At 58.9% G+C, this 26,750-nt stretch carries 28 protein-coding genes; 16 read left to right on the forward strand and 12 right to left on the reverse strand.

Annotated elements, in window-relative coordinates:
* Positions 1-89: 89 nt before the first annotated feature.
* The 3 genes from mddA (at position 90) to QA643_RS11260 (ending at position 2,894) form a co-directional block, all read left to right on the forward strand.
* Complete coding sequence (gene mddA, locus QA643_RS11250; protein WP_283033229.1) at positions 90-866, forward strand: methanethiol S-methyltransferase; 777 nt, start codon at positions 90-92, stop codon at positions 864-866.
* A 36-nt stretch (positions 867-902) separates the two neighbouring features.
* The gene (locus tag QA643_RS11255) at positions 903-1,325 is read left to right on the forward strand and encodes a GFA family protein (protein ID WP_283033230.1); all 423 of its coding nucleotides are present in this window, start codon (positions 903-905) and stop codon (positions 1,323-1,325) included.
* Between the two features lie 306 nt (positions 1,326-1,631).
* Entirely contained in the window at positions 1,632-2,894 is a 1,263-nt protein-coding gene (locus tag QA643_RS11260) for a CoA transferase (protein ID WP_283033231.1), read from the forward strand.
* A gap of 718 nt (positions 2,895-3,612) precedes the next feature.
* Here QA643_RS11260 and QA643_RS11265 read toward each other — a convergent pair.
* Entirely contained in the window at positions 3,613-3,876 is a 264-nt protein-coding gene (locus QA643_RS11265; protein ID WP_283033232.1) for a hypothetical protein, read from the reverse strand.
* Between the two features lie 1,378 nt (positions 3,877-5,254).
* Here QA643_RS11265 and QA643_RS11270 point away from each other — a divergent pair.
* Positions 5,255-5,500: a hypothetical protein gene (locus QA643_RS11270; protein ID WP_283033233.1), complete on the forward strand. Its 246-nt coding sequence runs from the start codon at positions 5,255-5,257 to the stop codon at positions 5,498-5,500.
* 1,220 nt (positions 5,501-6,720) lie between these two features.
* On the opposite strand, the gene QA643_RS11280 is transcribed toward QA643_RS11270, so the two are convergent.
* Both QA643_RS11280 and QA643_RS11285 read right to left on the reverse strand, forming a co-directional pair.
* Complete coding sequence (locus tag QA643_RS11280) at positions 6,721-6,852, reverse strand: hypothetical protein (RefSeq protein ID WP_283033234.1); 132 nt, start codon at positions 6,850-6,852, stop codon at positions 6,721-6,723.
* A gap of 358 nt (positions 6,853-7,210) precedes the next feature.
* Positions 7,211-7,495, reverse strand: coding sequence for a hypothetical protein (locus tag QA643_RS11285; RefSeq protein ID WP_283033235.1), 285 nt, complete (start codon positions 7,493-7,495; stop codon positions 7,211-7,213).
* A 113-nt stretch (positions 7,496-7,608) separates the two neighbouring features.
* Here QA643_RS11285 and QA643_RS11290 point away from each other — a divergent pair, with 113 nt between their 5' ends.
* Positions 7,609-7,794 (forward strand): DUF3606 domain-containing protein, encoded by a 186-nt coding sequence (locus tag QA643_RS11290; protein ID WP_283033236.1) that lies wholly within the window; start codon positions 7,609-7,611, stop codon positions 7,792-7,794.
* A gap of 75 nt (positions 7,795-7,869) precedes the next feature.
* Positions 7,870-8,058 carry a hypothetical protein gene (locus tag QA643_RS11295; RefSeq protein WP_283033237.1) on the forward strand — a complete coding sequence of 63 codons (189 nt, stop codon included), beginning with the start codon at positions 7,870-7,872 and terminating at the stop codon, positions 8,056-8,058.
* 1,534 nt (positions 8,059-9,592) lie between these two features.
* Here QA643_RS11295 and QA643_RS11300 read toward each other — a convergent pair.
* The 3 genes from QA643_RS11300 to QA643_RS11310 all read right to left on the reverse strand — a co-directional run bounded on the left by QA643_RS11300 (position 9,593) and on the right by QA643_RS11310 (position 10,811).
* A complete protein-coding gene (locus tag QA643_RS11300; protein ID WP_349253265.1) occupies positions 9,593-9,796 on the reverse strand; it encodes a hypothetical protein in 204 nt (67 codons plus the stop codon).
* 268 nt (positions 9,797-10,064) lie between these two features.
* Positions 10,065-10,205, reverse strand: coding sequence for a hypothetical protein (locus QA643_RS11305; RefSeq protein WP_283033239.1), 141 nt, complete (start codon positions 10,203-10,205; stop codon positions 10,065-10,067).
* A 405-nt stretch (positions 10,206-10,610) separates the two neighbouring features.
* Positions 10,611-10,811 (reverse strand): PilZ domain-containing protein, encoded by a 201-nt coding sequence (locus QA643_RS11310; protein ID WP_283033240.1) that lies wholly within the window; start codon positions 10,809-10,811, stop codon positions 10,611-10,613.
* 791 nt (positions 10,812-11,602) lie between these two features.
* Here QA643_RS11310 and QA643_RS11315 point away from each other — a divergent pair.
* The 3 genes from QA643_RS11315 to QA643_RS11325 all read left to right on the forward strand — a co-directional run bounded on the left by QA643_RS11315 (position 11,603) and on the right by QA643_RS11325 (position 13,898).
* The gene (locus QA643_RS11315; RefSeq protein WP_283033241.1) at positions 11,603-12,736 is read left to right on the forward strand and encodes an alpha-hydroxy acid oxidase; all 1,134 of its coding nucleotides are present in this window, start codon (positions 11,603-11,605) and stop codon (positions 12,734-12,736) included.
* 139 nt (positions 12,737-12,875) lie between these two features.
* Positions 12,876-13,082, forward strand: a complete 207-nt coding sequence (locus tag QA643_RS11320; protein WP_283033242.1) for a hypothetical protein — start codon at positions 12,876-12,878, stop codon at positions 13,080-13,082.
* 462 nt (positions 13,083-13,544) lie between these two features.
* A complete protein-coding gene (locus QA643_RS11325) occupies positions 13,545-13,898 on the forward strand; it encodes a phasin (RefSeq protein ID WP_283033243.1) in 354 nt (117 codons plus the stop codon).
* A gap of 9 nt (positions 13,899-13,907) precedes the next feature.
* On the opposite strand, the gene QA643_RS11330 is transcribed toward QA643_RS11325, so the two are convergent.
* A complete protein-coding gene (locus QA643_RS11330) occupies positions 13,908-14,180 on the reverse strand; it encodes a hypothetical protein (RefSeq protein ID WP_283034772.1) in 273 nt (90 codons plus the stop codon).
* Between the two features lie 148 nt (positions 14,181-14,328).
* Between QA643_RS11330 and QA643_RS11335 the strand changes: the two genes are divergently transcribed.
* The 4 genes from QA643_RS11335 (at position 14,329) to QA643_RS11350 (ending at position 17,629) form a co-directional block, all read left to right on the forward strand.
* Entirely contained in the window at positions 14,329-14,637 is a 309-nt protein-coding gene (locus QA643_RS11335) for a hypothetical protein (RefSeq protein WP_283033244.1), read from the forward strand.
* Between the two features lie 775 nt (positions 14,638-15,412).
* Positions 15,413-15,703 (forward strand): hypothetical protein, encoded by a 291-nt coding sequence (locus QA643_RS11340; RefSeq protein WP_283033245.1) that lies wholly within the window; start codon positions 15,413-15,415, stop codon positions 15,701-15,703.
* 134 nt (positions 15,704-15,837) lie between these two features.
* Positions 15,838-17,064 (forward strand): acyl-CoA dehydrogenase family protein, encoded by a 1,227-nt coding sequence (locus QA643_RS11345; protein WP_283033246.1) that lies wholly within the window; start codon positions 15,838-15,840, stop codon positions 17,062-17,064.
* A gap of 10 nt (positions 17,065-17,074) precedes the next feature.
* Entirely contained in the window at positions 17,075-17,629 is a 555-nt protein-coding gene (locus QA643_RS11350; RefSeq protein WP_283033247.1) for a flavin reductase family protein, read from the forward strand.
* A 50-nt stretch (positions 17,630-17,679) separates the two neighbouring features.
* Here QA643_RS11350 and QA643_RS11355 read toward each other — a convergent pair whose 3' ends face one another.
* Positions 17,680-18,555 (reverse strand): polysaccharide deacetylase family protein, encoded by an 876-nt coding sequence (locus QA643_RS11355; RefSeq protein ID WP_283033248.1) that lies wholly within the window; start codon positions 18,553-18,555, stop codon positions 17,680-17,682.
* Positions 18,556-18,557: 2 nt separating this feature from the next.
* Entirely contained in the window at positions 18,558-19,682 is a 1,125-nt protein-coding gene (locus tag QA643_RS11360) for an LLM class flavin-dependent oxidoreductase (protein ID WP_283033249.1), read from the reverse strand.
* 176 nt (positions 19,683-19,858) lie between these two features.
* On the opposite strand from QA643_RS11360, the gene QA643_RS11365 reads away from it, so the two are divergent.
* Genes QA643_RS11365 through QA643_RS11375 form a run of 3 tightly spaced genes read left to right on the forward strand, consistent with a single transcriptional unit; the run spans position 19,859 to position 23,612 of the window.
* A complete protein-coding gene (locus QA643_RS11365; RefSeq protein WP_283033250.1) occupies positions 19,859-20,740 on the forward strand; it encodes a xanthine dehydrogenase family protein subunit M in 882 nt (293 codons plus the stop codon).
* On the forward strand, positions 20,737-21,222 hold the full coding sequence (locus QA643_RS11370) for a (2Fe-2S)-binding protein (RefSeq protein WP_283033251.1): 486 nt from the start codon (positions 20,737-20,739) through the stop codon (positions 21,220-21,222). Before QA643_RS11365 ends, QA643_RS11370 begins: the two co-directional genes overlap by 4 nt.
* Complete coding sequence (locus QA643_RS11375) at positions 21,219-23,612, forward strand: xanthine dehydrogenase family protein molybdopterin-binding subunit (RefSeq protein WP_283033252.1); 2,394 nt, start codon at positions 21,219-21,221, stop codon at positions 23,610-23,612. Before QA643_RS11370 ends, QA643_RS11375 begins: the two co-directional genes overlap by 4 nt.
* Positions 23,613-24,216: 604 nt before the next feature.
* On the opposite strand, the gene QA643_RS11380 is transcribed toward QA643_RS11375, so the two are convergent.
* The 3 genes from QA643_RS11380 to QA643_RS11390 all read right to left on the reverse strand — a co-directional run bounded on the left by QA643_RS11380 (position 24,217) and on the right by QA643_RS11390 (position 26,731).
* Positions 24,217-24,561, reverse strand: coding sequence for a hypothetical protein (locus QA643_RS11380; RefSeq protein WP_283033253.1), 345 nt, complete (start codon positions 24,559-24,561; stop codon positions 24,217-24,219).
* 194 nt (positions 24,562-24,755) lie between these two features.
* A complete protein-coding gene (gene groL / locus QA643_RS11385) occupies positions 24,756-26,375 on the reverse strand; it encodes a chaperonin GroEL (RefSeq protein WP_283033254.1) in 1,620 nt (539 codons plus the stop codon).
* 41 nt (positions 26,376-26,416) lie between these two features.
* Positions 26,417-26,731 (reverse strand): co-chaperone GroES, encoded by a 315-nt coding sequence (locus tag QA643_RS11390; RefSeq protein ID WP_283033255.1) that lies wholly within the window; start codon positions 26,729-26,731, stop codon positions 26,417-26,419.
* Positions 26,732-26,750 lie beyond the last annotated feature (19 nt).

Raw genomic sequence — 26,750 nt, forward strand, 5'->3', positions numbered from 1 at the left:
AGCATAACGCAAAGTCCTGTGGACGCTCTTCGTGCAACGTTTTCAAGGCCGGCAGCTGCAAACCCATCTGCCGTAACGGAGCGAATTTCATGACGGAGACCCAAATCGTTCACCCGCCAGTACCGGGTAACCCAATACTAAGATTCACTGCATTTCTGTTCGGAGGTGTGGCCTACCTCACATTTCTCTTCACGATTCTGTACGCCATCGGCTTTGTATCCGGCCTCGCCGTGCCGAAGACCATCGACACTGGCCCGAAAGCCGGACTATTCGAGGCAATTGCGGTCAATCTCATACTGATGTCGTTATTTGCAATCCAACATAGCGTCATGGCGCGTAAATCATTCAAACACTGGTGGACGCTGTTTATTCCCAGGTCTGTCGAGCGCAGTACCTATGTATTGTGCGCAAGCCTGACCCTCCTCTTGTTGTTCTGGCAGTGGCGGCCGATGCCGACCGTGATCTGGAATGTGCAGGAACCCGAAATGGCTATGGTGATCGCGACGGTGTCATTCGTCGGTTGGGTCATCGTGTTTACGAGCACCTTCCTGATCAACCATTTTGAATTGTTCGGACTGCATCAGGTCGCGAACAACCTCGTCGGCCGCGAGATGCAGCCACCGGTTTTCCGGACACCGTTCTTCTACAGGTTTGTCAGGCACCCGATCTATCTTGGTTTCATCATCGCCTTCTGGGCGGCGCCGGTAATGACCGCCGGACATCTGTTGTTTGCGGCGGTGACCACGGCCTATATATTGGTCGGCATAAAGCTCGAAGAGCGCGACCTCGTCGATATGTTCGGTGATCAATATCGCCGCTATCGGGAGCGGGTTTCGATGTTGATCCCCTGGCACAAGCTTTCCTGATCACTTGGCAATCATCTGCAAGGAGACACACTAATCATGAAACACACTGGAAGCTGTTTTTGCGGCGCGGTCGAGATCCAAGTCACCGGTGAGCCGGAGGGAATGGGCTATTGCCATTGCCGTTCCTGCCGCTCGTGGTCCGGCGGACCGGTGAACGCGTTCACCTTGTGGAAGCCGGATGCGGTCCGGGTCACGGCGGGGGCGCAACACGTCTCAACCTTCGCGAAGACCGCGATGAGCCAGCGCAAGTACTGCGCGGAGTGCGGAGGTCATCTGATGACCAATCATCCGACGCTCGGCCTTGTCGATGTCTTCGCCGCTACCCTTCCGACGCTTCCTTTCAAGGCGGGCGTACACGTCAACTACGCCGAGACGGTGCTGCCGATGCGGGACGGGCTGCCAAAGCTGAAGGATTTCCCTGCCGAGCTTGGCGGCTCCGGCGAAATGGTCGCCGAATAGGGGTAGGCTTCCACTGAAGCAGTGGCGTCGCGAACGTTCGCGACGTTCGTTCATCGGCGGGACGCCGCTCGTCTCCCGGACCAGACCGGGAGGCGGGCGTCACTTTTTGGCATGGCCTTCTCCGGGAGACCCGTGATGCGAGGCGATGCGGCGGCTCCGCATGCCATCCGGAGAGCTATGTCAGCGGCAGGTCCCGCCCTGCAAAATCGGGGTTTGGCGTAACCCATTCGGTTCCGGTAAGACAGCCTTGAAGTCGCGGCGAAAACCTTCATTTCGCCAGGCAAAATAACAAGGGAAACGCCGGAAATGACAGTCAGACCGCAATTGCCGGAGCGTACGCCGCGCGCCAAGGGCGAGCCCACCGCGCTGGATGGTCTACTGGTCGTCGATTTCACCCGGGTCGTTGCCGGCCCGGCCTGCACGCAAACACTGGCCGATTTCGGCGCCGAAGTGATCAAGATCGAAAATCCCGATGGGGGCGACGATACTCGCCACTATGAGCACGCGGAAATCGGCGGTGAAAGCGCGGCCTTCCTGAGCCTCAATCGCAATAAGCGCGGCATTGTGCTCGATTTCAACAACCCGGCAGCGCTCGAAGTCGCGCGTGAATTGATCGCAAAGGCCGACGTCGTGGTGGAAAATTTCTCCGGCGGGGTGATGAAGAAGTTCGCCCTAGACTATGCCTCCGTTGCGCCGACCAATCCGCGGCTGATCTATTGCTCGATCTCGGCCTATGGCCGCAAGGGCGAGTTCGCCTTGCGTCCGGGCTTCGATCCGATCACGCAGGCCGAAAGCGGCTTCATGTCGCTGAACGGATTTCCTGATGGGGAACCGGTGCGGACCGGCCCGCCGATCGTCGACATGGCGACGGGCATGTCCGCCTGCAACGCGATCCTGCTGGCGCTGATCGCGCGCGACCGGCTCGGCCGCGGCCAGCAGGTCGAGGTTGCGCTGATCGACACCGCCGTCTCGATGACCGGCTTCTATGGCATGGCCTATCTGATCAGCGGTGCGAACCCGGGACGTTTTGGAAATTCGCCCAACGGATCGCCGACCGTCGGTGTCTATCAGGCGTCCGATGGACCGCTCTACATGGCCTGCGCCAACGATCGCCTCTATCGCCGGCTCGTGGTGGACGTGCTGGACAGGCCGGACCTCGTCACCGATCCGCGCTTCGCGCACCGAAAGGACCGGACGGCCAACAAGGAGAAGCTGCGCGCCATCATTGCCGGCGTCTTTGCCAGCGACAGTCTCGAGAATTGGATGGTCAAGATGAAGAAGGCCAATATACCGGTCGGCTATCTGCGTACCGTGGAGGAGGGGTTCAACGCGCCGGAAGTCCGCGACCGTCATCGGCTCAGCCGGATTCCGCATCCGACGGCAGGCACCGTTCCCAATATCGAGACGCCGGTGCAGTTGAGCTTGACGCCGACCATCGATCCCGTGGCGGCGCCACTGCTCGGCGAGCATACGCGGGAAGTGCTGCGGAAGACGCTCGGCTATGACGAGCAGCGTATCGCCGATCTGGCCGAGGCCGGCGCTTTCGGCAAGGCGGGCAATACGGGCTAAGGCGTCGGTTTTTCAAGATTGGTGCCCAGCCTATGATCCGTCTTTCATTCTATTTCACGATCTAACAATAAGCGTGGTTCGTCTGACGTTTCTCTCATGGATAGGCTTTGTCTCTCCCATCTTTCGCGATGCTTCTTGATTAGAGACACGGGGATAACACGAAACAATCTGTTCTCAAGGCCCGGGAGATTGCCATCATCGTGCACCGCACCGCGGTTTACCTTCTCGACAGTCCAAAGCCCGCGAAGACGGGATCAAGCCATGTGGCAACCCGAAGGTTAGCAAGTCAGAGCCGCTGCGGCTTGCGATCGTATCATGCTACGAGCGTGAGCAGGAGCAAACGCCTTGGCAGGATAGCGAGGAGGGCCCGCTCCAGTGTCGCCTGTCGGAGATCGCCGCGGACATCGTTGTGGCCGCCGAGCAAAACTATCGGCACGGCTGCTTCGAGCTTTCGAGTGGCGGGTGAAGCGCAAGGCCCGAAACACTAAATTTAACGTTACTTCATCGGCGAAACCGAGGGCCGGCGGATTTACGCTGGTGGGCCAAAGTTGTGGCCCCGACACGGGGAGAGACCGGGGCCACAACACGCCTTCAGATTGGGCAGGGGGACTGAAAGCCAGTGTAAACACTGGCCAATGGCGATTGTTCCCAAGCAACGCGAAGGGGGTGTGAGGCTGATTTTCAGCCTATCGCATGATGGCTTCCATCGTCTCTTCCATTAAGATTTGCAAAACTCGCCTGAGTTCATTTCGGTAAGCCATTCATTGCCGGCAGGGACGAAGCTAGGTGGCATTGCTTCGTCCATGGAACCCACAAACTTACGCACCGAGTCTAAAGCTGCCTCACGGTTCGTCGCATCCAGCTCATCCAAAATCGCTAGAACAAAGAGCTCTGTTGCATGATGCCTCGCGCTCATTTCGGCCAACGCCCTCGCCAACGTTTGCCTTTCTTCTTCCCGCCGCTGCCTGCCGAACCAATCCATGCAGCCTCTCTCGCGTCCCGCGGCCAACGCAGTTCATTTAGCTGAGAATCTCCTTGACCTTGATGCCTGCAGAGCCTCGATGCAGTCAGCTACCAAATGCAAAAACTCTTGCCGCTTTATGCTTTTCACCTGACGCCCTTCCATATTGATAAGAATGAACCTCGCCATTCGAAGGCGACTTCAAACTGCGATTTGCCGGTAACCTCAACATCGAATCTTTCAGCCATTTCGCTCTCCGAAGTTGTAATTGTTCACTCTAGAACCTCATATTCAAAGGCGACGCCTTCGTGTCGTTTTCCTCGAACCATTTTTCCGCGGCGTCGATATTGAGGGAAAGGCGCGCGAGAATGATAATGGCAATCACCTGTTCGGAACCAATCGATCACATTCGGCTTGTAGCCAAATGAGCGACTTCACCCCCCGGAATCGCGTCAGTAGCGAGCTAAGACGACCGCGCCGCATACTGCCGTGGGTTCTACTTCTTCTCCTCGCGGTTGCGATCGCTGCAGTGCTTTGGGCCAGCAATCGAATTGGATCCGAGACATCTCCATTAGCGGCTGTTCGCCCCAATGCTGAGCCGTCTCTGGCCGAAGTTGCGGACAAGGCCGCTAAAGATGCTGTGGCCAATTTCCAGCAATCGATCCAAGAGCTCCAGGCAGCACAGCAACGTGCCACAGAAGAGATCAGCGATCTACGGAGGCAGATATTAGCGGAGCAGGGCCAACGTAAGTTACTTTCGGAACAGCTAGGTGGGCTTTCCGCTCGCGTGGATGGCCTCCGAGGGTCGAACGCAGCAGCGCCACCGGGCGCCAAGAAAGAGCGCGGAAATTGAGTGCGGCGAAGCGCAGAGACGCAGAGATCATGCCCTTTCGCGGGGCTCATCCTGATGAGGATCGGTAGACCTGGGTTCAAGATGCCCGTCTCTTCAACCACGCGCGTGAATCCGCGATCGTCTTCTCGTTAATGTTGGACGGCTCTGGCTCCGCGCTTGCTGAAGCTCGAAATGCCGGCCGACGACGCTCAACTGCTCGACTTCAGCCTCTTGGATGCCAAGCGGCTAAAGGCCCCGCGGGAGGTCGTGGAATGCGCCTGATCCGCGCTCTTTTCCATCTCTACCGGCTGCGATTCGCACGTTGGCGCGTCATGCGCCGATACTGCCGCTGACCTGAGAAGCCGCGGCCCCTGGTCTATCGGCGTCCCGGGGCCGCGAGCCTGCCTGCAGGCAGATGCAGTGACGGAGGGCTGCAGGCTTTCCCTATACGCCCAGCGGAAATGATCGTTCCTAGATGGCTCGCCGGTTCACGCTGGCGGGTTTTTTCTATTGTAGGAACCGGACCTTTCGCTCAAGCGTATCTTCTACGAAGGAGGCCCGCGGCAGGTGCCCCGCTACTATTTCGACATCCGGGAGGGTGACGATCTCGCCCCTGACGAGGAGGGACTGGATCTTCCCAGCATTGAGCTGGTGCAAGAAGAGGCTGCCCGGGTACTAGCCGACATGGCGCGGGATACGGTCAGAAAGGACCGCGACAAGGCCGGCCACGAGATGGCAATCGAGGTCCGTGACGATCATGGGCCGGTGCTACAGGTAAAGTTCACGTTTGAGATGGACCGGCACAGGAATTGAGACCATCAGTTGCCGGCCTATTTGTGCGGGTGATTGGGTACTCCAAAAGATCAGATTGAACATCCTAAAGAGCGAGTACGAGGCAATCTGCCATTTGCTATCAAGGGATGTGCCGAGCTTCGGCACAGGAGACGCATTTCCTTTACGGCCCCAGCCCCCGAGCCCCTGCTGGGGTCGTATTTTATTTGGCGCGTCTTAACTACAACGACCAAAGAACCTGCCAGACGTTCGCCAGCACCATTCGCGGGAGCGTCGCACGATTTTGCGGCTTTATCTTAGTAAGCACTCGGAAGAGTGCATCTTGAGCGGGGACGGCTCTGGCGCATTTAGCCCCCAGGCCCGGCGCCGGGGCCGTTCTCGTCAGTTGCCCATACTAAGGTAGAATCTGCGAGCGAACATGAAATTGCATCGCGGACCTCAATGGGGAGGAACCGGCCTGCTGGTCGCGGATTGGAGGGCACAGCTACGAAGAAGGAGTGTTTCGATGCACCTTCACACCTATAAGGACGAGCAGAAATCGCGGCACTTCGATTTAGTGCGAGATGGCGACCACCCGAGATCGATTGATGTAGTTTTAGTGGCTATGTGTCACTTTTAGCTGTCGGCGCAGTCTGCGCTTTAGTCGCGCGCTTCCAGTAAACGCACCACTACTCTCAGCCGACGGGTGCACGCCATCGTCCGATGGTCCCGTTAGGAGGCGGGGCTCCTTCGGAGTATCGGCTTCGGCCGCGCCGCTCAACACCGCTGTCAGCGATAGACCCAGCCACTGTCGTGCGCTGGCGGCCCGCCCAGGCCTCCGGCTGCTACCCAACGCCGGACTCTCGCATCTCTCCGAAGGTGATTTTCTGATCGCGTGGCATAGGTTCAATTCCGCCCATAACCGGCCGTGGCCGGGATTAGCCATTCCTGGGGAGGCCGCCCGGGGGGCAGGGGGTGGCGATACCTCGAAGCTATTTGAACAGGTGCGTAGTATGGTCTCACAGGCCTTCTCGGCCTCCGCAAACGTTTGAAAGGGTGATCCACCAATTCTGATGGCCGGGCTGTTAAAGTCGATTGAGCGCCACGAAGCTACAAAGCCGGGTCGCCCGTGAAGTCCCGGACCACTGCTGCTCTCGTTACTTATTACAAATGAGAAGCCGCGCTCATTCGCGCTCCATATTTCGAGCTCCACTTTCGCGGTACCAACGCGGCTGAAGTGCAGAGCCATGCCACGATCCGGCCTATCCGCAAGCGGCCAACCTGAGCAGGTTTTCCTCCGGTTTGGGCTTGCGGTTCTTGTTGCCGGAGGTGGCGATTCGATTCTTGAGGCGATCGATCGTTCCCGCCGGGGGGAAAACATGCATCTGCTTCATGCCCGTCCCCGCCGAGGCCGCACCTCTACCCTACTGCGGCTGATCAATGGCCGGATGAGGCAGCGGCTCCGCGTGATCGGCAACGGACCCAAGATCGCTAATGTCGATCCATAATATGTTGGACCAGCTTCGTGCAATCTGTGTCCACTCATCCGGTTCTTAAAACCCTAACGTGGCCATGATTTCCTGGAGACGTTTCCATAGCTCCAACCAATTGTGACCAGTAACGTTAGGCAAAGCGGGTTCCGAACAATTAGGATCGCACTCTCGATCGAGAGCTCGATCGAGTGTCTGCACAAGAAGAAAATCGCCTCACTGAGATTGGTCTTGTTTGGCCAGTCGCGAATTGCAATCTCAGTTAGTTCATCGAATGCTCTCCCGTAAGAATTGGCAAAGTATTCGCGCGAGCGACATCTTCGGAAACGTCTTCTGACCAGCGCTCGGCAGTGTTGAAGGCGACCACGCGAAATGGATTGCTATACTGGCCGGTAAGCTGATCCTGAATGACAGTCTCCAGGTCCGTGGCTTCATAGTCCGCTTCGCGCCACGCTCGTCCAATGCGTCCGAAATCATTTGCGACCAGGTAGACCGTTTCGTCGTAATCAACGGGGACAATCGATGGTGTCCAGGTGGACCTACGCATTGAAAAACTCCACGCTGCTCACAATTTGGACTCAACTCGCCTGAGCCAAATCGTTCCCGGAGGAACTTGCCTCATCATGTGGCGTTGCTTCCTGAGAATCGAGGTATCTAAGGATGGCGAAGGCAAAGAAGCAAACGAGCCGAGGACGTTTGCAGGATCGCTCGCGGGTCGCCGGCGGACAGGAGTATGAGGTTCGCTACGAGGCCAGGAAAACTAAGAAATCCGCAGCCGCGGTGAAGAAGGCCGTTAAGAAGGTTGGCTCCAGCCGCAAGAAGGTGGAGCGCCGCCTTGGAGGCTAGGAACGTGCTTGCGGACGGTGAGTAATCCTCATTGCACTTTCCGCGGTGGAGGCCGGGCGCCTCCCGGTGATCACAATGATCACGAAAGAACAAGTCAAGCAGGTTATGGACGAGGTTGACGCTCTCAACCTGTCGGACGGCGCACACTGGGCCCTTGTCCATGAACGTCTCGGCCTCATGTATGGGGAGGTATTCGACATTATTGCAGAACATCCGGAATTCTTCGGAGTGATGGCCGTTTCGAACGCCCGAGAGGCAGATTGATGAGTGGCGCTCGCCTGCTCGACGTCAGACGGAAAAATGCCGCGTCATGCGATACTGCGTGAAATGCGACAATACCCGATGGGTCTGCGAAACTCACAACGAGCGCCCGTTCTTAGGCGAGAGCGCTTGCGACTGCGGTGCCGCGGGTGCTCCTTGTCCAGTCTGCAATAGAACCGACCTACAAGATCCTGCGGAGCTTCCCGCGATGCCTCCCGGCTTCCTTGTCGAGCTTGGGTAGGAATGAATGGGCTGTGGTTGCCGCGTAGCCTAGTTCGTCATTTCGAAATCGAAACTGAAGCGGACCTTCATAGTCGGTCCCTCTCATCTCTTACCTGGACCGACAGTTGCTCTGCAGCAAGGGGTGCAGTCGCCATCAGAAAGTCCCCTTGCCCAGTCGATCAACGACCGCGCGGCTTCAATCTGAACGTTGTGAAGACCTTCTATCTCCCGGCCTTCAGCGTCAACAACCAGGCCGTCACTCTCTAAGAGATCAAAATAATATCGAGCCATGCGCGCATTCCTTTCCATCTAGAACTGGAAAGCGAAGATGCTGCTTCCGTCCCCCGCGAATGGTGGCCTGGCCGGGCTTCGCTGGCCGCGACCTGGGGGCACTGGTAAGGCGGAGGAGCGGTATACACTTGACGGCCGTGATAGTTTAAGCAGCCACCGATCCTTAACCCGTCCTGGTTAGGATCCTGCCCAATCGCGGAGGTCATCACACCGCGGGAGTAACGCGTAGAGCCGCCGCTGATACGGCCCCAGCGGCGGCTTTTCTTATTCCGCCGGTTCGCGCTGGCCGGCCAAGCCGCGGCCCCGGATATCGGCGCCCGGGGCCGCGAACCTACCTCCTCCTCAGCGTACTTTGGGGGCGTCTGGAGGGTCGGAGGTCAGAGTCTACATCGGTCAATAAGGATCGTTCCTAAGTCCCGCCGGTTCACGCTGGCGGGCCTCAATCGCGTTAGGGTTGAAGTGGACTCGCTACCCGCTGACGGAAATCGCGTCTAGATAGTCGCAATGAACGGATGTTGGTGACTTGTTTCCGTCGAGCAAGACACGCGCGCAATTTACGTAGATGCTGCTCCGCCCGACGATGGTGCCCGCCTTGTCAGCTAGTCGCGGACACCGTAATGCGCCGAGAGCGCTGATTTGAATGCGATCACCAATAGAAAAATCTGATGTCATGGTGCCTGTCCAGATTGCATGGGATCAGGCGTGGAGTTAAAGGCGACTAATAGCGGCGGAGCACCTCGGCGTTCTGTCCACTATCGTACATATGTTGCCACTTTTTCCCGCTATTATCGGGGCGCCAGACGGTACCCACTACCTGTCCGGCAATTGGAATGGGAATACTTTAGATGGCCCCCAGGGCACGTCCCGCCTTGGGGCCATTTTTATTTCAAAACCTCATTATTCGATGCAACGCCTTCCGGGTCGTTCTCCTCGAACTAAGTCTGCGCCGCGTCTATGGTGGCGAACACTTTGAGGTGCTCGGGGTGGTCAATCTGCTTGGCAGTGTTCCCGTAGACAAAAACGGTCATTGGTCTCTCTTCAGCTTGCGCTTGCCCCAATGTGGCATCTTCAGATCCGGATCAAAGACCCGTTCGACGTGGCGGCTCAACGCGCGCATGACGCCGATCCGGGCGAGCATTGTCGGGCCGCCTTTCTCTGCCACTAGGATCAGGGCCACCATCGCGGCCTGCCATTCCGGCGTGGAGTGCTCGCCCTTCGGCAACTTCATGATGTAGCTCGCGGCATCCCTCAAGGTAAGGAGCCGGCGGCCATTCGGAAGCGGTATTGGATCCTCAAACGAGGTGGACCAGGGCAAGGGGAAAGGCTTTTCAAAATGGGCGGGGCCGCCCCTTGGGCGAGGCGGCCCTTAGTCGCGCAATACGCAATGGGGGACATTTCAGCGCGACCTGCAGCCACGCTAGGCCTGTTCAGATCGGCCGCAACGGATATTCTGGGTTAAGGCTGGAGTACGCCGTGGAGTTAATTCTGGATTGCATTCAGCGCAGGCCCATGACCCGCTTGCTGCTACCTTGGAAGTCCGGCCGGACGTCGGCACCGCGCTTGCCGCGCGCTTTGCAGACGAACTGCGGCTCGATATCCGACAGCCGCACGTGATCCGGCCAGCGATCGGGCTGCACCGGTAGTCGCTGCAGAAGACGTCAATCCGGCTGACGCCGGACTGCCGCATCTCTCCAAAGGTGATTTTCTGTTCGCGGGGCATGAGCCATATAGGAATCCTATTCAGGAGGTCCACGTGCGATCTCCGCACCAGACGCATTCGAATAGATGAATGACGTCTCCACTTTCAGCCTCCACGATCGTTTTGACGAGCGCAAGCCTTCGCCCGCACCGGCGGCAGTCATGGTTTGATTGGTCACGGACAGTGGCAATCTTCTCGGCTCGAAACAGCTCCATAGCGGGGCCCCCACCCCAGAGAAAAAGGGAGGATAGGAAGCATCTGTTTTGGAATTGATAAACTGCCGGTGCGGGCCGTAGTCTTACGGCAATGCTGTCTCAAAGGCGCGGCTTCAGGTGGGGTAATCCTATCGGAACTTGACTCCGATTAAGTTTATCGCGCGCCATATGACGGCGCAGCGGTGTTTCTTATCTTCAGTAATCGAAAGCGTGAATTGAGCCGGGATACCCCAAGGGCTCTCGACTTCCAGTGCCGCTCCCGTCTCGGACTGGTTACGAACCATACAGGCGATGGTGCGCCCGCTAAACTCAATACGTGCTGATTTCAAACTTCTTCATTCCAACGGCATCACTGCTCCGCGCTATCGCAGTTAGCGCGGATCGTCTGTTCGCTTGTGAACAAAAGCGCTGCACGAGATGCGCAAATTTGCCAAGAATCGGCCGCAGCTTGAATTTGCCATTCGGGAGCGCCTCGCAGTGGCAAGGGTCCGGCGTATGTCGTCCGGTCCCGTCGTGCGCCGGGTCGCTTTTAATCTGATGGACCGAACATCAAGTACATCAAGAGCACCATCACGGCGATGGCGGGTGATGACCTCCAGTATGACAGCCGCGCGAGCCCTTTCCATACCGGATCAACCGGGCGGGCAGTGGCACGTTCCTCCCATGTCGCCAAGGCGGGCGTTTTCTCTGCCGGCGCCGCTCCGGTGCAAGGGCGATCAAGCTTATCGCCAGCATGAACACGACGAAAAGGACGCCGGCAGTATCGAAAAATGGTTGTACGTTGGATTGTGCGTACAAATCTCAAGATTAAGAAATACGAATGTTTTCAATAGGTTTTGGCGGAAGTGGTGGGATTTGCCTTGCGCGTCGGGAGGTTTTCAAGACCTCTGCCCTAACCAATCAGGCACCTCTTCAAGAATCATAAGTTGGCACGCGAACCATCTTCAAGCGATTGCAAACAGATCAGCCGGTTAGCTTGATTCACTTTCTCAGGTTTCGCCGCCGGCGTCTCTCGCAAACGAATAACATCTCTGCGTTTGCATGGCGCCTAAGCCGTTCAAAGCAGTAGCTTTTCCCGCTTCTCCGGCTAATGTGCCGCCAAAAGTGGGAGAGAAGCATCATGAACGACGGGACCCCCATCCGATCGGCGAGAAACGTCGAACTCGGCGCCAGCGGCGAGGAATTCCAGAACCTCCACGAATTCATTCGGAAGGCCCGCGCGCGGCTCAACCAGAACGCCTGGGACTATATCGTCGGCGCTTCGGAGACGGAGACGACGATGCGCCGCAATCGCATGGCGCTCGACGAGATCGCGTTCCGGCCTCGGGTGCTACGCAACGTCGCCAACGTCGATCCCTCGATCGAGGTGTTCGGCCGGCGCTTGCGTCTGCCTGTCATGATCGCACCGGTCGGCGCGCTCGAGATTTTCGATCCTGATTCAGGCGCCGCGGTCGCGCGCGGCGCGGGGCAGTTCGGCGCCGCCCATATGCTGAGTTCGGTATCCGAACCGGGGCTCGAGGCGACCGCCAAGGCCGCGCCGGATGCGCTGCGCATCTACCAGCTCTATGTGCGGGGGGACGATGCTTTCGTCGAAGACGTCGTGAGCCGCAGCATCGACAACGGCTATGCCGCGTTCTGCCTGACGGTCGATACCGCGCATTACAGCCGGCGCGAGCGCGATATCGCCAAGCGCTATGTTCGCGAAAGCCGCATCCGCGCGACCGGCGGCGATTTCCAGAAGGGGCTGGAATGGCGCACGGTGAAGCTGATCAAGGACAAGTATAAAATTCCGCTGGTCATCAAGGGAATTGCCACCGCGGAAGACGCCAAGATCGCAATCGATCACGGCGTGGAATGGATCTACGTGTCGAACCATGGCGGCCGCCAGCTCGACCACGGCCGTGGCTCCATGCATGTCCTGCCGGAAATCGTCGATGCCGTCGCCGGCCGTGCCAGGATCATGGTCGACGGTTCGTTCTGCCGCGGCACCGACATCGTAAAGGCGATTGCCTCCGGCGCCGATCTGGTCGGCATCGGCCGTCTGCAGTGTTGGGCTCTCGCAGCCGCAGGCGAGGCGGGCATCGTGCGGATGCTTGAGCTGCTGGAAGATGAAGTAATTCGCTGTCTCGGACTGCTCGGCGTGACCCGCTTTGCCGAGCTCGACAAGTCCTACCTGCATCCGGCAACACCGACCAATCTTCCAAGCGTGTTCAGCGCCTTTCCGTTGGTGGATATCGAGCCGTATCGCTACTGAAAGATCAGAGCCGCCACGGTCCTCATCATTTACCGGTCGACATGGCCGGGGAACCCGATCGCGCCTGCCGCATTGTTAGCAGCGGGCAGCGCGCCGCCGTAACAGATCTTGATCCAAAAGGCGCAATGGTTGGAAGCGAATGGCGGAAAATCCTTTCGCCGAACTCGGCCTGGAAAAGGCTATCGGTCTTCGCTGGACACTGCGGGATATTCAGGCCCGGCGGCTGAAACTGTCGCCGGTCAGCGATGAAGATCTGAAGATATTGGCAGGTCTTGGCCTTGTCGAAGTGCACGAGGAGGGACCTGTGCTGACGGCGGCCGGGATTGCGGCACTGAATGGGGCGTGATCAGCGCGCCTTCAGGAAGCTCTCGCCGGAATCGCAGGGCGTACAGCGGTAGGTCAACACGTCGTAGTTCTGGTCGCGCGGCTCGATCGTGGCCAGACGCATTTGTGCACCGCATTTCATGCACGGCATTTCAATACTGGTTTGAAACCGCGTGCAGGTTGGCGTTGGCCGAAACGTTTGCAGCATTTTATCCCCTTGTCCCGAGAGACTAAATTCAGAGACGCAACGCCACGAAACCCTAACCGCGAATCACTATGCCACACTGTTGCCACCATTGGAATCCGCCGTACGACCCGTACAGCTACGGGCGAGAGAAACGAGAGGATTCCCTGGCCATCTCTCCGGACGTGGCCGGCTGAATGTCCAGCCCTCGGGGGTCCGCGCCCGGTGGCTTCCCACAATACGAAGCAGACGCGGCCGGGATTTGTGCTAACCTCGCAGGGCGACAGTGGAGAAGCGACCATGACTGAACCGAAACTCGAAGTCCCGGCCGAGCTGCGCGAGCTGGCCGAGAAAACCATCGATCAGGCGGAAAAGGCATTCAGCATGTTCTTCGATGCCGCCGGCAAGTCCATGACGTCGATGCCGGGGGCCGGTACGGAAATATCCAAGCAGGCACTGTCGTTCACCGAGCAGAACATGAAGGCTGCGTTCGAGCACGCCCGCAAGCTGGTTCATGCGACCGACCTTCAGGAGGCGCTGCGGATCCAGTCCGAATTTCTGCGCAGCCAGTTCACCAACGCCGGCGAACATATGCGGCAGATCACCGGCGGCGTCATCTCGGCCGCAAAAGACTCGACAAAGGGAAAGTTCTGAAGCGACGAGCTAGCGGCGGCGCCCGATCGCGACGCCGAACAGGAAGGCCACGAACAGGCTGGCCAGCGGCGCTTCGCGGGTAATCGCACTGATGGTCGAGAGTGGCATTCCAGGTCGCCGCGCCGCCGCGATCGCCTCGCTGAGACGATCGACCGCTGCGTGCAGCCCATCAGACACTTCCGTCAGCGTGCGCGACACGTCGGTTGCGGTGTCGATGGCGCGTTCGGCTAAACCCGGCTGCGGTGGCTCTTCGATCGTCACTTTAAATATTACCCCTTCCATCAGGCCGACATTTGCGGGGCTGTGGTTGATGCCCTGACAATCCGCGGCCAATGCATTTGTTCCTGGACGCCATGGCGTGCCGGCGAAGAGGGAACTTTTGCCATCGCCGGGGTTTAATTCAGATCGGAGGAAACCAGCGGACGTTTTGATGGCGAAGAATCTGCAGATGGCGAAGAACTTGACGGAAGATCATTTGAGCCGATCCGGCGGCGCGCCGCTGAAGGTTGCGATTGCCGTCGCAGTTCTCGGCGTGCTCAGCATGCTGGTTGTCGACCACGGGCCGTGGAGCAAGCCGAAAGTAGAGCACCCGGTAGTCGCGAATTACAGCAATACCGGCGAAGCAGCCCGCGCGGCCGGCGCGCAGGTGATACCGACCGAGCCAAGGCTCGAGGTCGAGCCTGAACCGCCCGTGCCGAAGCCAGTTCACCCGGTCAATCCGGCGCCACAGCCACAGTAGAGGACGGCGTTTGAAATTTCGGGCAAATCACCGGCATAAGGATATCATTCCGGAATTCGCGAATGACCCAACGAATTCCTCGCGGACATCTGACGAGCGCCCCAATGTCCGGCAGCGCGGCGTAACAGGAGCCTCCGACGGCTTTAGTTGGGGGTGCGTTGTCCTCGGCTTAACGACTTCACTTTCGGTTGCTCGATGTGTTGGATCTGTTTGCTTTGACACTTGACCTGTCGGGCAAATCACGCGCATTTAACACAATCAGAATTTCGTAGAGCTCGCGCTGGAATCAGTCGCGGGCTTTTTCATTTGTCAGGTTCGATCTACCCGAGACGGTGATCGCGATTTGTCGAGGGCGTTCCGTCGAGCTTTCGATGTTGTAGCGCCGCGGAGTTCACGCCTGATTGTGCCGCTGGCTCGGCGGACATCTAGACTAGCATTGCCATCACCGGAGCTGTTGCCCAGCATTCGCAACCGAACCTGTGCTGTGTTTAACGCGCTCGACGTTTCTCCGACCATATCGTGCGTTTCAGCTGATGAGAGTAGCTTCTAAGTAGGGTCGCTCGCTGGATGAGGCCGATACGAAGAAGCTGGAATCTAGATTGGAATAAACCGCGACTATTTGGGTGCGGCTTCTGTGGACGAGGAAGATCTTCGCTGGGGGAAGCTTTTTTGGCGCCGGTCAGCGTGTGCTCGTCCGCGCGATCATCTGGATTTTTCAGCGCCGTTCCATCCGTAGATGTTTTTTCCGAACGTAGGATTAGAGGCGGTGAACAGAATGGAAGCCAAAAATGTAAACGATATCATGAAAGCGCTGGCCGAGCGCCAGAGAAATCGTCAGGAGGATTTTGATGCAAGAGTTCTCAAAGCGGTGACAACCAAACCAAATTCGTTTGGGATCGATGAAGAGGAGCGAAGCGAGTTGCGGGTAGATTTTCAGCACTTACGGTGGTGGCGTAGAAACGTTGAGCAGGCCCAAAGCTATATATTCAAGGCAATAGTCACTGTGACGGTAACGGGCATTGTTGGAGCTGTGTGGTTCGGTATCAAAGGGACTGTCGGGAAATGACCCGTTTGCGACACGCTGGACTTCTTCCATGCGCAGAACCCTGCAGTGTGGTAGCCTGTACGCCTTGATCATTGGCGACCAGCCGGTAGACTGACAAAGCTCGGGCGACGGCAACAGAGCAGGCGAGGAGATACATGGCCGGAGACAGCGGCAAGCCGGATGCGGGTCTATCCGTGGGACCGGGGGCGGCGAGCTATGCTGCCATGGTCGCACGTGCAAAGGCCCTGATTCCGGAATTGCGCAATCGAGCTTCAAGAACGGAGGAACTCCGGCGGTTGCCGCCGGAGACCGAGCGCGATTTGCACGACGCTGGTCTATTTCGAATTGTTCAGCCCAGGCGGGTGGGCGGTGCCGAACTTGACTATGTCGCGCTGGTCGATTGCGCCGACGCGCTTGGACAGGCCGATGCTTCCGTTGCGTGGAATTTCGCAAACCTTGCCAGCCATCACTGGATGCTGGGCATGTTTGACAGGCAGGCGCAGGACGCAGTCTGGGGCAGAGATGCCGATGCATTGATTGCCTCGTCATTCATCTTTCCGGCGGGCCGCGCGAAGAGAGTCGATCGCGGCTACGTCCTGCGTGGCCACTGGCCGTTCTCGTCAGGGGTCGAGTCCTGCGACTGGAACATGCTTGCTGGCGTGGTGGCCACCGACGACGAGGCTGACGGCATCGAGTACCGGCTATTTCTGCTTAACAGGAGCGAGTACCGGATCAACGACACCTGGAACGCGACCGGGCTGTGCGGTACCGGTTCGAACGACGTATGGGTCGAGGACAGCTTTGTTGCGGAGAACATGACGATTGCGATTAGCGATCTGACCGGCGGACCGACGCCGGGAAGCGCCGTCAATCCAAATGCGCTCTATGCGCTACCGGTCTTCTCGCTGTTTCCCTATGTGTTGTCGGGTGTCGGTCTGGGCAATGCACAAGCCTGCCTGGACGACTATGTCGAGTTGGCGCGGCGTCGGGCTTCGACTTACAACCGCGCCAAACTTAGCGACTTGCAGACAACCCAGATCAAGATCGCGGAGGCATCGGCCAAGATCGATGCGGCCCGTCTCGTGATGCGGACCAACTGCATCGAAGCGATGGCCGACGCCCGGCGCGGGTACATTCCTGACCTTGCGGGCAAGACAAGGTTGCGGCGGGATGGCGCCTTTTCGGTGAACCTATGTACCGAGGCAGTCTCACTGTTGTTCGCCGCGAGCGGCGCGCGCAGCCTGTTCACGTCAGGCGCACTGCAGCGCCAGTTCCGCGACGCGCATGCGGTGAATTCGCACCTCGCATTCAATTTCGATGCGGCGGGCACCAACTATGGACGCGTGGCGCTTGGCTTGCCGTCCGAAAATCTGACGCTCTGAGGCACGGCGGATGTCTGACGCACCCAAACATCCGGCCGATCCGGCCAATGAACTGGCAAGCGACAATTCGGCGATCGATCCACGCGACTTTCGCAACGCGCTTGGCTCGTTTGCCACGGGTGTCACTATCGTCACGGCCATGTCCGCAGATGGAAGGCCGTATGGCGTGACGTGCAATTCGTTTGCCTCGGTATCGCTCAATCCACCTCTAGTATTGTGGAGTCTTGGGATGTTTTCTCAAGGACTCACGATTTTTCAGAATGCCAGTCATTTTGCCGTCAATGTTCTTGGCGTGTCTCAGCAGGCACTGGCGTCACAATTTGCAAAATCGTCGGAGGATAAATTCGCCGGCGTGAGCTGGACGCCGGGGCTTGGCAACGCACCGGTGTTGACCGATAGCGTCGCCAATTTTCAATGCCGGGCGGCCAATCGGTATTACGGCGGCGACCACGTCATCTTTCTGGGAGCTGTAGAAGCCTACACCTACAATCGCCAGGAACCTCTCCTGTTCGCGCGCGGCTCCTTCGGCCGCTTTATCGCCGGAGACGGCAACAAGTCCTCTTGACCGGATCACTGCTTTTACCGGTCGCCCATCGTCCGGCCATGGACGCTCGTCTAGACCTTTGCCATCTCCGCGCGATACCAGTCGCCAATCTCGCTGGCGGTCATCAACGCTACCCCATCGTGGCCAAGGACATAATCGAGTAACGCTTCCAGATATTTTATCCGATGCGGCACGCCCGTAATATAGGGATGGATTGAGATCGCCATGACGCGCGCGTTCGCTGCGCCTTCGAGGTATAACCGGTCGAACTGATCGGTACAGCGTTTCAGGAACTGCTCGGACGGCAGGTGCTGTAAAGCGTGGATGACGATGTCGTTGGTCTCGACCGAATAGGGGATCGTTGTGATGGTGCCGTGCGGCGTCGCAATGTCCTGCGGCAGATCATCGATCACCCAGTCTGCGACATATTCGATGCCGTTGAGGCGTAGCAGATCGAGTGTTTCCTCGGTTTCGGTGAGCCCGGGGCTTTCCCAGGATCGCGGCGGCTTTCCCGCGAATTCTGCAATTATGTCGACCGAGCGCTTGATCGCATCTGCCTGGTTCTCGACCTTGTGCATCGGTCCTTGCACGAAACCATGGCCCATGAATTCGAAACCCGCTTCGCGCGCGGCGGACGCCACGCGCGGGTAGGTATTGCAGACATTGGCATTGATTGCCAACGTCACCGGCACTTTGCGTTCAGTCAACGCCTTGAACTGACGCCAGAAGCCGGCACGCATTCCATATTCATGCCAGGACCAGTTCGGCACATCTGGCAATAGCGGCTGGCCCATCGGCGGGCTCAGCACGGTGCGAGGCATCGCGCCTTCGATCCGCCACTCCTCCACATTCAGGATGATCCATATCGCGAGCTTCTTGCCATCGCGAAGCACCAGCTTCGGCCGATCGACTTGCGCCTGATAGGGGACGCGATCGCTCAACGCCACGTCTAGCCTCCCTTGCGGACCATTCGAGCGACCTTCGAACTGCTCGATCTGCCGGCGTTGATCCTCGGCATGACTTTTTCGGCCATCAGGATCATCGACTGGCGCCCCAAGTCGCGATCCTTCCAGTCCTTGCCGGCGTAGAGCAGCGTCCCGAACGGTCCTGTCTCTTCCTGGAATGCCAGCAGTTGATCGGCAACGCTCTCCGCCGTGCCATGGATGATCAATTTGTCGCAGATATCTTCGAGGGTCACTTCGTCATCAGGTTGATCGCGACGAGTCTTGAACAACTCGATGCGCCCGCCGCGCTTCAACTTGGTGAATAATGAGCGATAGTAATAGACATAGGGACCATCTGGATCGGTGGCGTAGGCCTTTGCCGTAGCAGCGTCCTTGGCGACGAATACACTCTTGGCGACGCGCCAGTTCGCGGTATCCGCGGGCCGCCCGGCGCGTTCGCAACCCTCGACATATTTCGGCCAATGGCTTTTCACCCAGCCCGGCATCAAGAAGTTTGCCGAAATCGGCTCCCAACCACGTGCGGCAGCTTCCGTCACGCCTTTCGAGAATGGCGCCACTGCCGTCACCACGATCGGCGGGTGCGGCCGTTGCAGGGGACGCGGAATGAAACCCTGGCCAATGTCCTCGATCATGGTGTTCTGGACCGATATGTTCCAGTATTTGCCTTGAAGATTGTACGGAGGCTCGCTGGCCCAGATCTGAAGCACCTGATTGATGGCTTCCAGAAACATGGCGTTCCTGTCCGCTTCGAGATTTCCGAACACTTCCGCATCTGAAAGCAGGCCGCCGGGGCTGATTCCGAAAATCAGACGTCCGTCGAGCATGTGATCAAGCATCGCCATCGAGGCGGCGACTGTCGCCGGATGGGCATTGGGCATGTTGACGGTGCCGGTGCCAAGTTTGATCTGCCTGGTTGCGGCGGCAAGCCAGGCGATGAAAGCGATGCAGGACGTAATATTCTCGGCTCTGTCGGTTGTGTGCTCGCCGACATAGCCCTCGGCGAATCCCAGCTCGTCGGCCAACAAAAAAGCCTCTCGATCCTCTTTGAGCGAAAGCCGCCAGTCCTTGTCGACAGGATGGATCGGCATCGTAAAGAACCCAAGCTTCATGGTCGGCTCTTTCTCCAAGGGCAGGCTTTTTGGTTGGTACAGACCGTGCGTCGTTAGCCACGTTAAGACAAGCGCAAAGTCGAAATAATGGCGCGACATCAAACTTGACCTTTGGCGGCCTCAGCCTTCTAATCCCGGGAAAATACCAATCGTTGGCCGGGGAGGTCACACCAGGGATGAAGGCCTCGGCTTTCGCTTACGCTCGCGCCACCAGTCTCGAAAATGCGCTGGAACTGCTGACCGCGCACGGTGAGAAGGCCAAGGTGCTTTCGGGTGGCCAGAGCTTGCTGCCGGCAATGAATCTGCGTCTGATCGCACCCGAGTTCGTTGTCGATATCGGCGATTTGCTTGAGTTGCACGGCGTTGCGGTGCATGGAGACGTCCTCACCATTGGTGCACTGACGCGTCACGCCGATCTCCTGGGGTCGCCCGAAATTGCAAGCCATGCTCCCTTGCTGAGGGAGGCTGTGGCGCATGTCGCGCATCCTGCGATCCGTAACCGCGGCACTATCGGCGGAAGCCTTGCCCAGGCAGACCCGGCTTCAGAACTGCCGGCGTGCATGCTTACGCTCGGCGCCACCATTGTCGCCCGTGGGCCAGGCGGCGAGCGCCGGATTGCAGCACACGAGTTCTTCACCGGCATCTTTGAAACCGCGCTTTTGCCACAGGAACTGCTGGTTGCGGTCGAGCTGCCAATGCCTGCAAAAGACGCGACGCATTTCTTTCACGAGTTCTCCCGGCGGCACGGCGATTACGCGATTGTTGGCCTAGCAGCGCAGGCTCGCGTCAAGAACGATCGGTTCGCCGATCTTCGCCTTGGCTACTTTGCCATCGGAGACCGCCCGCTGCTGGCCAGTTCGGCCAGTAAACTGGTCGGCGTCGTCATTACATCTGCGGTTCTTTCCGAAGCGTGCTCCGCACTGGGTGCCGAACTGGCCCCCCTGGAAGATCAACAGGCGACGCCCGCCATGCGCAGACATCTGGCGAAAGTCCTGTTGACACGCTGTGTTTCCTCACTGCTTGCCCGTTCTGATCTCGGCGCCGGAGCATCGGCGTGACAAACCCGGTTGCGATTTCGCTGAGCGTCAATGGCGAGCGGGTTGAAGCGAATGTACTGCCGCGCCTCAATCTGGCGGATTTTCTCCGCGAGCATTTGAAATTGACAGGAACGCATGTTGGCTGCGAACACGGCGTCTGCGGCGCATGCACGGTTCGCGTCAACGGCGATATCGTCCGCTCCTGCTTGCTGCTCGCTGTGCAGACGCACAATGCAACGGTCGAAACCATCGAAGGGTTGTCCGATAGCGGTGAGATTGCCGATTTGCAGTCCGCATTCCGAGAACGCAATGCATTGCAATGCGGCTTCTGCACGCCGGGAATGCTGATGGCGGCGCAAGATTTGCTGAAGCAATTGCCGTCTCCAGATCGGGAGCAGATCCGCGAGCACCTTTCGGGCAATTATTGTCGCTGTACAGGCTATCAGGCAATCATCGACGCCGTTGAGACGGCCGCACGGGTGCGCAGCGGACGCTTGCCATGACTTCGGATCCGGTAAACCCTCAAGCGCTTTCCATGCTGGACCGCCCGAACTCCTATATCGGCAAGACCGTGCCGCGGCCGAACCTCGACCGCCTCATGCAGGGGCGGGCGCTCTATGTGAGTGACATCGAGTTGCCGAGAATGGCGCATGTCGTCTTCCTGCGCTCGCCGTACGCGCATGCGAAGATCAAGAGGATCGATGCTTCGGCGGCCAGGCAGATGCCGGGAGTGGTCGCCGTAGTCTCGGGCAAGGAGCTCTCGGCCGTGATCACGCCATGGGTTGGCGTACTATCGCATTTGAAAGGCCTCAAATCCGCTCCGCAGAGCGCCATCGCGATTGATCGGGTGTGCTGGCAGGGCGAAGCGGTTGCGGCTGTCGTGGCAAACAGCCGTGCCCAGGCTGAGGACGCGGCAGAGCTTGTCGAGGCCGAATACGAGGAACTTGATGCGGTCACGGACATGCGCACCGCGCTCGATCCGGCAACGCCGGTGATTCACGCCTCGCTCGGCGACAATCTTGCTTTTGAACGCGTGCACGATGCTGGTGCCGTCGATCAAGCATTTGCCGAAGCGGACGAGATCGTGGAGGCGGAATTCGTTTTCGGACGGCATACCGGTGTGACGCTGGAGCCGCGTGCGGTGGTCGCGGATTGGAACGTGGCGGAAGCGAGACTGACGATTTATCAGGGCACCCAAGCGCCACACATGGTGCAGAACATCGCGGCGTTCCATCTTGGCTTGAGGGAATCTCAGGTCCGCGTGGTTTGCAAGGATGTCGGCGGCTCATTCGGCATCAAGGTTCACATCTATGCAGACGAGATGGCGACCTACGCGCTGTCGAAGCTATTACGGCGTCCCGTCAAGTTCGTCGCCGACCGGGTCGAGAGCTTTAACACGGACATTCACGCCCGGGATCATCGCTGCAAGGGAAAGATAGGCGTCATGCGCGACGGCGCCATCACGGCATTCGAGATCGACGATCTGACGGGCATCGGACCGTATTCGATGTACCCACGCACCAGCGCGATTGAGGCCAATCAGGTCGTCAATCTCGTCGGCGGTCCCTATGTGGCCAGGAATTACCGCGCCCGAGCCCGTGTCGTCTTCCAGAACAAGAATGTGATGTGCCAATACCGTGCCGTCGGCCATCCGATCGCCTGCTCGGTGACGGAAGGGCTGGTGGACCTGGCGGCCGCGAAGATCGGCATGGATCCGGTCGAAATCCGTCGCAGAAATCTGATTGCAGACGATGCATATCCATATGCATCGCCGTCGGGCTTGCGCTTCGAGCAACTGTCCCACCATGCCGCGCTTACCAAGCTCGTCAGGATGATGGATTATGATGCACTGCGCGCGGAACAGGTGGCCTTGCGGGCAAGAAATATTCATCGGGGTATCGGCATCGCCAGCTTCATCGAAGTCACCAATCCAAGCGCGGCGTTCTATGGCGTCGGGGGTGCGAAAATATCTTCGCAGGATGGTGTTGCGGTGCGGCTCGATCCTCAGGGCTCGGTGATCTGCCAGACCAGCATAACAGAGCAGGGGCAGGGGTCGGAAGCACTCACGGCCCAGATTGTTGCAAGCATACTTGGCGTCTCAATGGATCGTGTTCGCGTCATTCTGGGCGATACCGACAATACGCCGTATGGCGGCGGAACGTGGGCCTCGCGTGGCGCCGGCATCGGAGGTGAAGCCGCGCTGCAGGCCACAAAGGCGCTGCGTAAAAACCTTCTCGATGTGGCAGCCGCCATTCTTCAGTCTGCGCCAAGTGAACTCGACATCGTCGACAACAGGGTGGTGAATGTCGTCGACGGCGCGCCGCGGATCGAGTTGAGTGAACTCGGGCGGATTGTCTATTTCCGTCCCGATACGCTGCCGCCAGGCATTCAACCCGAACTGATGGCGACCAGGCACTTCGTTCCCCGCGAATATCCATTTGCTTTTACCAATGGCGTTCAAGCCTCCTGGCTTGAGGTTGATATCGATACTGGTTTTGTCAAGCTGCTGAAGCATTGGGTCGTCGAAGACTGCGGCACCATCATCAATCCGCAACTGGTGGACGAGCAGATCCGGGGTGGCGTGGTGCAAGGGCTTGGCGCCGCGCTGTTCGAGAAATGCGTGTATGACGAGCGAGGTCAGCTTACCAACGCGAATATGGCCGACTATCTGGTTCCGATGGCCGGGGAGATGCCGGATATCGATGTCGGGCATGTGGTTTCGCCGACCATGGAATCTGAATTAGGCGCGAAGGGTGCGGGCGAGGCCGGCACGGCCGGAGCAGCAGCGGCGGTGACTAATGCGGTCAACGACGCACTCAGGCCGTTCGGAACAATTGTCACAGAGATTCCACTCACGCCGCAAGTCATCCTGACGGCGCTCGGACGAATCTGATGCAACAATAAGATTGGTTGAGAAGAGGAGGGCGTTCCATCGACGGCGCGCCATGATAAACCGAAACCAATGAAGTTCGAACCGCATCGCGGTCATCACACGCAATGCGCCTGAGCGCATGGACAGGATTTCATGTCAACTGACTGGTGTGGCTCATAGTTGACAATGGGATCCTTCGAATAAACGAATGAGCGATCGCGAGTGCCTACACTTTTGAGACCTGACATCCATAATGGATAGGGAGCGCGCACGATTGCAGCAACACTTCGAGTTAGTAACTTACGGCAGCTTGAGGGAGCGCAAGCGCGCGGGCCTAACTCTAGTTCGCGTCATAGTTTGTCCGCGAGCTGCTGCCGAATAGGCCGTCAAATATGGATTTCTGACGGATGCTTGGGCGGGCTTGGCCCGTTGTTCGTGCCATAGGCCGCCCGCGGTAGACTGTCGAGCAGACTCCGGAGCCAGTCCGCGCACGGGCGGGGCCCTCCTGCCGCCGGCGGAGAGGCCATCTGTTGCATCTGCTTCCGGGTCGGCATGCGCCAGCTTGCGGGGCGAGCGGAGCAGCGAGCTTGCGCCTCGCCCCGAGCAGGATCGTTCGCTCACGCCGTCAAGAGCTGAACGACGGTACCGTGAACTCGCGCGGCGCCGGCGCGAGCCAATATGGCATCTGCGGCGGCCTCAGCGTATCGACCTTCAAGGTGTTGACGCCCGCATTCCACGTCATCCATGGCATCGACTCGAGATGGGGAATCGGCGGGAGCGCGATCTTCTTTTCGAAGGCGTCGGCCGCAGCAGGTTTGCCCGGCATACGATCCATTCCCCAGGCCGGCAGCGACGGCAGCATGAGTAGCGCAGCCATCGACGCCGCGAGTATCCGCCGCACCAGGCGTTGCGCGGGGACTATCTGGGATTTCTCCGCCCGAGCGGAGATAATGGTGTGATCGGCGATCATCTCATCCTCCTATCGTTCGAAAAAGACTGATCCAGGCGATCGTGGTGCAGCTCAGGGTGAACATCAGCCAGTGCACGGCGGCCGCGCCATTCCTACGCAGCCTTCGCTGAAGATTCCTGCTCATCTGAAAGCTCCTAATTGTCGATCTGTCCTTTCCTGGTTCGAGGGATAGGTCTGTTGGCTTGTCCGCCAAGCTAGAAGTCCATCGGCGGCGCGGCCGGGGCTTCCGCCTTCTTCGGTTTCTCGGCGACGAGCGCCTCGGTGGTGATCAGGAGCGCGGCGATAGACGCGGCATCCTGCAAGGCCGTGCGAACCACCTTGGCCGGGTCGATCACGCCGGCCCGCACCAGATCCTGGTACTCGCCGGTCGCCGCGTTGAAGCCCCAATTGTAGTCACTTTTCTCAATCAGCTTGCCGACTATCAGCGAGCCGTCTTCTCCGGCATTCTCGACGATCTGCCGGGCCGGCATCTGGATCGCGCGCCGCACGATGTCGACGCCGGCTTTTTGGTCGGCGTTGGCGGTCTTGACGCGTTCAAGCGCCTTGAGCGCGCGCAATAGCGCCACCCCGCCGCCCGGCAGGACGCCTTCTTCCACCGCGGCGCGCGTCGCATGCATCGCATCGTCAACGCGATCCTTACGCTCCTTGACCTCGACTTCCGTGGCGCCGCCGACCCGGATCACGGCGACGCCGCCGGCGAGCTTGGCAAGCCGCTCCTGCAGCTTTTCGCGATCGTAATCCGATGTGGTCTCCTCGATCTGCAGCTTGATCTGGGCAACGCGCGCCTCGATGTCCTTCTTGGCGCCGGCGCCGTTGACGATGGTGGTATTCTCCTTGTCGATTACCACCTTCTTGGCCCGGCCGAGCACGTTGAGCGTGACGTTCTCGAGCTTGATGCCGAGATCTTCGGCGATCATTGTGCCACCGGTGAGGATCGCGATGTCCTCCAGCATCGCCTTGCGGCGATCGCCGAAGCCCGGCGCCTTGACGGCTGCGATCTTCAGCCCGCCGCGCAGTTTGTTGACGACCAGCGTCGCCAGCGCCTCGCCTTCGATGTCTTCGGCGATGATCAGCAGCGGCTTGCCCGACTGCACCACCGTTTCGAGCAGCGGCAGCATCGATTGCAGTGCGGACAGCTTCTTCTCATGGATCAGGATGTAGGTGTCTTCGAGCTCGGCCCGCATCTTTTCGGCATTGGTGACGAAATAAGGCGAGATATAGCCGCGGTCGAACTGCATGCCCTCGACCACTTCCAACTCCGTATTGAGGCTCTTTGCCTCCTCCACCGTAATGACGCCTTCATTGCCGACTTTCTGCATGGCTTCGGCAAGGAAGCGGCCGATCTCGGTGTCGCCATTCGCCGAGATCGTGGCGACCTGGGCAATCTCGTCGTTCGCGGTGACCTTCTTAGCGTGCGATCGGAGATCATTGACGATCGCCTCGACCGCGAGGTCGATGCCGCGCTTGAGGTCCATCGGGTTCATGCCCGCAGCAACGGATTTCGCGCCTTCCTTGACGATCGATTGCGCCAGCAGCGTCGCAGTCGTCGTGCCGTCGCCGGCGATGTCGCTGGTTTTGGACGCCACCTCGCGGACCATCTGCGCGCCCATGTTCTCAAACTTGTCTTCGAGCTCGATTTCCTTGGCGACCGTGACACCGTCCTTGGTGATGCGCGGCGCGCCGAAGGATTTGTCCAGCACGACGTTGCGCCCTTTCGGCCCGAGAGTCACCTTGACGGCGTTTGCCAGCGTATCGACGCCGCGCAGCATGCGGTCGCGCGCTTCCGTTGAGAATTTTACCTCCTTGGCAGCCATGACGTTCTCTCTCCTTTTCCCCTTCAATGACTGTCAGTGCTTCAAGCGGCTTTCTTCGTTGCGGAGCTCTTCTCGACCACACCCAGGAGGTCGCTCTCTTTCATGATGAGAAGTTCTTTGCCGTCGATCTTGACCTCCGTACCGGACCATTTGCCGAAAAGGACCCGATCGCCAGGCTTCACGTCGAGCGGCATCAATTGGCCCAGTTCGTTACGGCCTCCCGGACCGGCGGCGATCACCTCGCCCTCCTGCGGCTTTTCCTTCGCGGTGTCCGGAATGATGATGCCGCCGGCAGTCCTCTCCTCGGCATCGATGCGGTGCACCAGAACGCGATCGTGCAATGGACGGAAATGCATGCACATCCTCCCTGCAATT

Origin of the sequence: Bradyrhizobium sp. CB3481, from assembly GCF_029714305.1 — a bacterium.
GTDB lineage: Bacteria > Pseudomonadota > Alphaproteobacteria > Rhizobiales > Xanthobacteraceae > Bradyrhizobium.